6 protein-coding genes are annotated in these 5,574 nt (G+C 41.4%); 5 read left to right on the top strand and 1 reads right to left on the bottom strand.

Annotated elements, in window-relative coordinates; translation table 11 throughout:
- The first annotated feature begins 355 nt into the window (after positions 1 to 355).
- Positions 356 to 1,189 (top strand): hypothetical protein, encoded by an 834-nt coding sequence (locus QVO88_RS01790; protein ID WP_022286819.1) that lies wholly within the window; start codon positions 356 to 358, stop codon positions 1,187 to 1,189.
- Positions 1,190 to 1,298: 109 nt separating this feature from the next.
- On the opposite strand, the gene QVO88_RS01785 is transcribed toward QVO88_RS01790, so the two are convergent.
- Positions 1,299 to 1,508 (bottom strand): hypothetical protein, encoded by a 210-nt coding sequence (locus tag QVO88_RS01785; protein ID WP_022286818.1) that lies wholly within the window; start codon positions 1,506 to 1,508, stop codon positions 1,299 to 1,301.
- A gap of 506 nt (positions 1,509 to 2,014) precedes the next feature.
- On the opposite strand from QVO88_RS01785, the gene QVO88_RS01780 reads away from it, so the two are divergent.
- From QVO88_RS01780 to QVO88_RS01765, 4 genes are all read left to right on the top strand, one after another.
- Positions 2,015 to 2,431, top strand: coding sequence for a hypothetical protein (locus QVO88_RS01780; RefSeq protein ID WP_022286817.1), 417 nt, complete (start codon positions 2,015 to 2,017; stop codon positions 2,429 to 2,431).
- 217 nt (positions 2,432 to 2,648) lie between these two features.
- Positions 2,649 to 3,335, top strand: a complete 687-nt coding sequence (locus tag QVO88_RS01775) for a metallophosphoesterase (RefSeq protein ID WP_022286816.1) — start codon at positions 2,649 to 2,651, stop codon at positions 3,333 to 3,335.
- A gap of 191 nt (positions 3,336 to 3,526) precedes the next feature.
- Positions 3,527 to 5,008, top strand: coding sequence for an impB/MucB/SamB family protein (locus tag QVO88_RS01770; RefSeq protein ID WP_022286815.1), 1,482 nt, complete (start codon positions 3,527 to 3,529; stop codon positions 5,006 to 5,008).
- A 15-nt stretch (positions 5,009 to 5,023) separates the two neighbouring features.
- Positions 5,024 to 5,449: a hypothetical protein gene (locus tag QVO88_RS01765; protein WP_022286814.1), complete on the top strand. Its 426-nt coding sequence runs from the start codon at positions 5,024 to 5,026 to the stop codon at positions 5,447 to 5,449.
- Positions 5,450 to 5,574 lie beyond the last annotated feature (125 nt).

Raw genomic sequence — 5,574 nt, 5'->3', positions numbered from 1 at the left:
GCTTGACTAAGGTCGGGCGGTATTTTTATACCCAAACATCGGAACCAAGCACCTTAACGGGTGCTTTTTTCATACACAAACTAGCCATAAGGGACTCTATCGACAATGGCATAGATCTTCATTGTCACAAAAAATGTTCCGCTAGGTCAGATGCTATGAATATAACAGAAATTCACGAAAGGTGAGAATGAAATCCACTGCCCCACAAATATCAACTATTTAGCTAAATATCAAACCATAGCAAAAATAAGAACAAATTAGTAAAGTATATCTAATAGTATTGTATTTTATACCGTCTTGTAGTATAATGTATATATGACAAAAGCCGTAAACCAACTAAAACCAGGACAAACATATGAAGAAAATACTTATTACTATTTGTGTGGCAGTGGGCGTATATTTTGCATTTAGCAATACAATTGATGAATTTCTGTATCCAGAGAAAAGACCGGGATTGAATACATACGACACATACACCACAACAACACAGCAGACCACTACCGCAGTTACTCAGCAAACACCCATAGTCACTGATGAGGACGGATATGAGCCTCGTGACGACCGAAAGCCTGACTATGTTCAGCCTGCAGACCCCACATGGTCGAAAAGGACTTTTAACTGGACGAGCTATGACAAACGATATACCTTTGAAATATCAATGAATATTCAGGACGATATGTATGAATATTATCATAGTCTTTTGAGATACTCATATGTGAAAGATTATCATAACTATGTAAGTGACGACAATAATCATAAGCTCGTAAAACAGCTTGCAGATGAAATAAAAAGCCTTTGCGACCAATGCGGTTATGGCGAATCTGAGACTATAAGAGAAACTGCAAATTTCGTGCAGAGCATAGAGTATGTTGACGACATGACCTCAACGGGATATACTGATTTTCCTAAATATCCTCTGGAAACGCTTTATGACCAGTGCGGTGATTGTGAGGACTCGTCCATACTTTTGGGAGCTTTGCTCAAAGAGCTTGGCTATGGCTGCATTTTTATCGAGCTTCCTGAACACGTTGCAATAGGAGTAAAGGCGACAGACGATGCCCCCGGCACGTACTATGATTACAATGGAAGCCATTATCTTTACATAGAAACTACCAATTCCGGCTGGGATATCGGAACGCTTCCTGATGATTTCAACGAGGAAAAAGCTAAGATATACGATGTGTGGTAAAATTTCAAAAGTCCACAGATGCGATCAATGTGATCGGGTCTGTGGGCTTTTTTTTATTATATTGTACATCAGAGATTTATCTAATTACAAAATGAATACCTTGTATCTGCTATTTTCTATCCTTAAAGAAATCCGCCCATTGGGGATTTTCTTTATCAAAAATCTGTTTCTGCTCTTTTGTTAATTTATAAGGATAATCATGGAACATATTAAATTCAGTGGTTTTGTCAAAGCTAAATATCCACACTCCGATAACTGTAGGGTCATCTTTCCACCAAATAGTATCGGTTTCTTTGTTTTTGTACCATATGTTTGGCACTGCACTTGACCTCTTTTCATAAATCACATTCTCTTGCAATTTCAGTACATTCAATTTCAAGCTGAATTATCAAGTCTTAGATTATCAACGCTGAAATACGTGGCTTCAAAAATTCAAATGTCATATTTATTTTGGCAAACTATTTTTTCTATCCTGCAACAATGACTCTTATTATCATCATAACTGATCCCCACTTCTTGTCGATTTTTTTTGCTTTTATTATATCATTTTTCTGTAGCAAAAACAAGGTGCAAAAAAAGTTTATTGTATGAGAAATACACTATCAAATATCTCGCAAAAAAATATAAGGAAAAAAGAATATATCATAATTGTGCCGAATTGGTTCGGTAAACTGTACTAAGTGGGTGCTATAATATATATAGAAGCTTGAAAAGGGAATAAAATCAAAAAACACACCACAGACCATTTTGGAACAGTAAACAGAACCTTAAAGGTGCTATAATAAGCACATAAGGTCAAGACAGAGTTGATACGGAGGTAAGGCTATGAAAAAGAACACAAAGATTTTTAACACAGAGGTCATTGAGAGAATGGCATTGTCAGATAACATTCCGCCATTTGACGAGCAAAGAAAGGGTACACAGGTCATCATGATCGAGGAGGGCAAAAAGACGGTGATATATGATGATTATTCTATGTACTGTGACGCTGACGCAAGAAAGTGGAGAGTAGAGGCCTACAACAGGACGGACGGCAGAAAGCTTGACAGATTGTGTATGTGCGGGGGCGTTTATCCTAACAAAAACGATTGGAAAGCCGAGCGTGAGTGCCTTGATATGAAAGGCGACGGCATAGACGGCTGTGTTTCAGCCTTTGTGTATAACAGTATCACCCCTGAAACAAGCGAGAAAGGAGATATTTTTTTCAAGATAATTTCAAATACTATAATTCGTGTGGCATAGCTGATTGACAGGGATATATTCCCTGTGATACAATATAATTATAGAGATAATTGTTATAGGAGGGCAAACTATGGCAGAAAAGGAAAATATAAAAGATAAGCTTGAAAACCTGAAAAAATGCTCGACCTAGTTATGCGTAAGGTCAAAACAAGATCTGAGGACATGGAAAAACTGATAGCTAAATACGACCAAACTAATGATACAAAAGGAGAAAAGCATGAAAATATACTGCATGAGTGATATCCACGGCTGTTATTCAGCACTTTGCGACGCTTTGGAGCTTGTCATTGACCACCTTGACGAGCCTGACATAAAGCTTATCTTTCTGGGAGATTATATCCACGGCGGCGAGGACAATATAGCTGTGCTTAAAAAGATTATGGGCTTGCAGAATACATATGGCCATAACAAGGTGGTGGCGCTTCTTGGCAATCACGAGGAAATGGTGATGAGCGGTTTTTCTTCGGTGAATGAAATGCTTGGCAGCGGCGAATATGATGACGCTGATGACTCGTATAGATATTGGTTTGAACGTCTGCCGAGATATCACGTTGAGGGCAACACTATCTTTGTCCACGCAGGCATTGACGAGGATTCGGGCAATGCTTGGGAATACTGCACCGAGGATTATATTTTTACAGAGCAGTATCCCCACAGGCTTGGCAAGATACACGGACTTGACAAAAAGGTGGTGGCAGGGCATGTCCATACCAACACGATTTCAGGCGATCGCAGATTTAACGATATCTACTATGACGGAGCGAGTCACTACTACATTGACGGAGATGTGCTCAGCACAGGAGATATAAATGTTCTTATGGTAGACACTGACACTGATAAGTATTATAAGGTAACAGAGAATTACAATATTCCTATTGAGCCTTATGACAGTGAAGCTTGGTAGACTATTGTATGCCGTCTTAAAACCCAATATAACACTAACGTCCCCAAGTTTTCCTCGGGGACGTTTTTTTACTTTGTCAACTGCCATGAAAAGAGTTAATTAAAAATTCAGAACTTTTGTTCGATTTTCTATTGTAAAACATAAAGTTTCGTGGTATACTATTATACATAAAGGAAAAAGGCGGTGATGCTATGGAAAAGACCTATGTTGCAATAGACCTGAAATCTTTTTATGCTTCGGTGGAGTGCGTGGAAAGACAGCTTGACCCGCTGAATACAAATCTCGTGGTGGCTGATGAGAGCCGAACGGAGAAAACTATATGTCTTGCAGTGTCACCGTCACTGAAAAGCTTTGGTATTTCAGGCAGGGCAAGGCTTTTTGAGGTCATTCAGCGTGTGGAGCAGGTCAATAAGGAGCGTTTGCAGAAAGCTCCTAAAAGACAGTTTGCAAAGAAAAGCTATATCTATTCGGAGCTATCCGACCCTGCCTGCGAGCTTGATTATATCGTGGCAACTCCGCAAATGGCGAAATATTTGGCTGTGAGCGCAAAAATATACGGGATTTATCTGAAATATGTGTCACCAGAGGATATTTTCGCCTATTCTATCGACGAGGTCTTTATTGACGCAACGGGCTATCTCGGGCTTTATAACGTTGACGGACGTGGCTTTGCACAAATGCTCATTTTGGACGTGCTGAAAACTACAGGTATAACCGCCACAGCAGGCGTTGGAACGAATATGTATCTGTGCAAGGTGGCAATGGATATTGTGGCAAAGCATATCCCTGCGGATAAAAACGGCGTCCGTATCGCAGAGCTGAACGAACAGCTTTACAAAGAAACGCTGTGGGGGCATACCCCTATCACGGACTTTTGGCGTGTGGGCGCAGGCACAGCAAGCCGCCTTGAAAAGCTTGGTATTTACACCATGGGGGATATCTCACGCTGGTCGCTGGACCATTATCTTATAGGGAAGCTTTACAAGGTTTTCGGCAAAAATACCGAGCTTCTTATCGACCACGCATGGGGTATCGAGCCTACCGCCATACCTGACGTGAAGTCATACCGCCCCTCAAACAACAGCATTTCCTCTGGGCAGGTCTTGCAAGAGCCGTGTAATTATGAGCGCACAAGGCTTATTCTGTGGGAAATGGCGGATATGCTGTCCCTTGATCTTGTGGATAAGGGCGTTGTGACAAATCAGATCGTTCTCACTGTGGGGTATGATAAAGAAAGCTTGGCGGACGGTCACTATACGGGCGAGGTGGTTTGCGACCACTATGGCAGGAAGATACCAAAGCACGCCCATGGCACTCAAAATCTAGGCAGGCACACTTCCTCGACCAGAAAAATAATAGACGCAACCATGGCTCTTTTTGACAGGATCATCGACAAGACTTTGCTTGCAAGACGGCTTAATCTGACCGCCTGTAATGTCATAAGAGAAGAGGATATCCCCGAAGTTGAGAGCTATGAGCAGATAAGCTTGTTTGATATGGCGGAAGCGGCAAATGCTGATAACAACGCAGAAGAAAAAGAAAGGGCATTGCAGGAAGCAATGCTCTTGATAAAGCACAAATATGGGAAAAATGCCATTTTAAAAGGCACGAACTATACCGAGGGAGCTACGGCAAGAGAGCGCAACCGCAGTATAGGCGGTCACAAGGCATGAAAGGTGGGGCTTACAATGTACGACAATTATTATGATATAAAGCAGTTTTCACGTCCGCACTATGACGACCATCCGCAAATGTCTATATCAGACAGGGCAGCGCAGTTCAGCCCTTTTGCAGCTTTGACAGGCTATGACGCTGCTGTTGATGAAACCGCAAGATACACCGAAATCAGGGAGGAGCTGACCGAGGACGAGGTAAACAAGCTCAATGACGATCTCAACCGCCTGCTTGATATGCTTGATGAACGCCCTGAGATAAGGGTGACATATTTTGTCCCCGATAAGAGAAAAAGTGGTGGCAGTTATCAGACCAAGACAGGCATAGTGAGAATTTATGACAGCTATACTAATGAGCTTGTTTTTATGGACAAGACTAGGATAGCTGTGGAGGATATGTGTTTGGTGGAGTTTGTGGAGGAGAGAGGGGAAATACAGTAGAATAAACCTTATTTGCTGATTTTTTTGAATTCAGATGTTTGCCGTAATGTTTTTGCGTTTTTTTTGTGGTTATGCGGAATAAGAAACGGATAGCCGTCTGATGAGGACGGTCTATCCGTGTTTGA

Source organism: Ruminococcus sp. CAG:57 (assembly GCF_000435935.1).
GTDB lineage: Bacteria > Bacillota > Clostridia > Oscillospirales > Ruminococcaceae > Hominimerdicola > Hominimerdicola aceti.
Note: the sequence above shows the minus strand (reverse complement) of the source record. Positions and strands in the feature narration are given on the sequence as shown.

Bases quoted from the DNA above. Each gene is read 5' to 3' on its own strand.
- QVO88_RS01770 (WP_022286815.1), top strand. From the start codon at position 3,527: ATGGAAAAGACCTATGTTGCAATAGACCTGAAATCTTTTTATGCTTCG.
- QVO88_RS01765 (WP_022286814.1), top strand. From the start codon at position 5,024: ATGTACGACAATTATTATGATATAAAGCAGTTTTCACGTCCGCACTAT.
- QVO88_RS01790 (WP_022286819.1), top strand. From the start codon at position 356: ATGAAGAAAATACTTATTACTATTTGTGTGGCAGTGGGCGTATATTTT.
- QVO88_RS01775 (WP_022286816.1), top strand. From the start codon at position 2,649: ATGAAAATATACTGCATGAGTGATATCCACGGCTGTTATTCAGCACTT.
- QVO88_RS01780 (WP_022286817.1), top strand. From the start codon at position 2,015: ATGAAAAAGAACACAAAGATTTTTAACACAGAGGTCATTGAGAGAATG.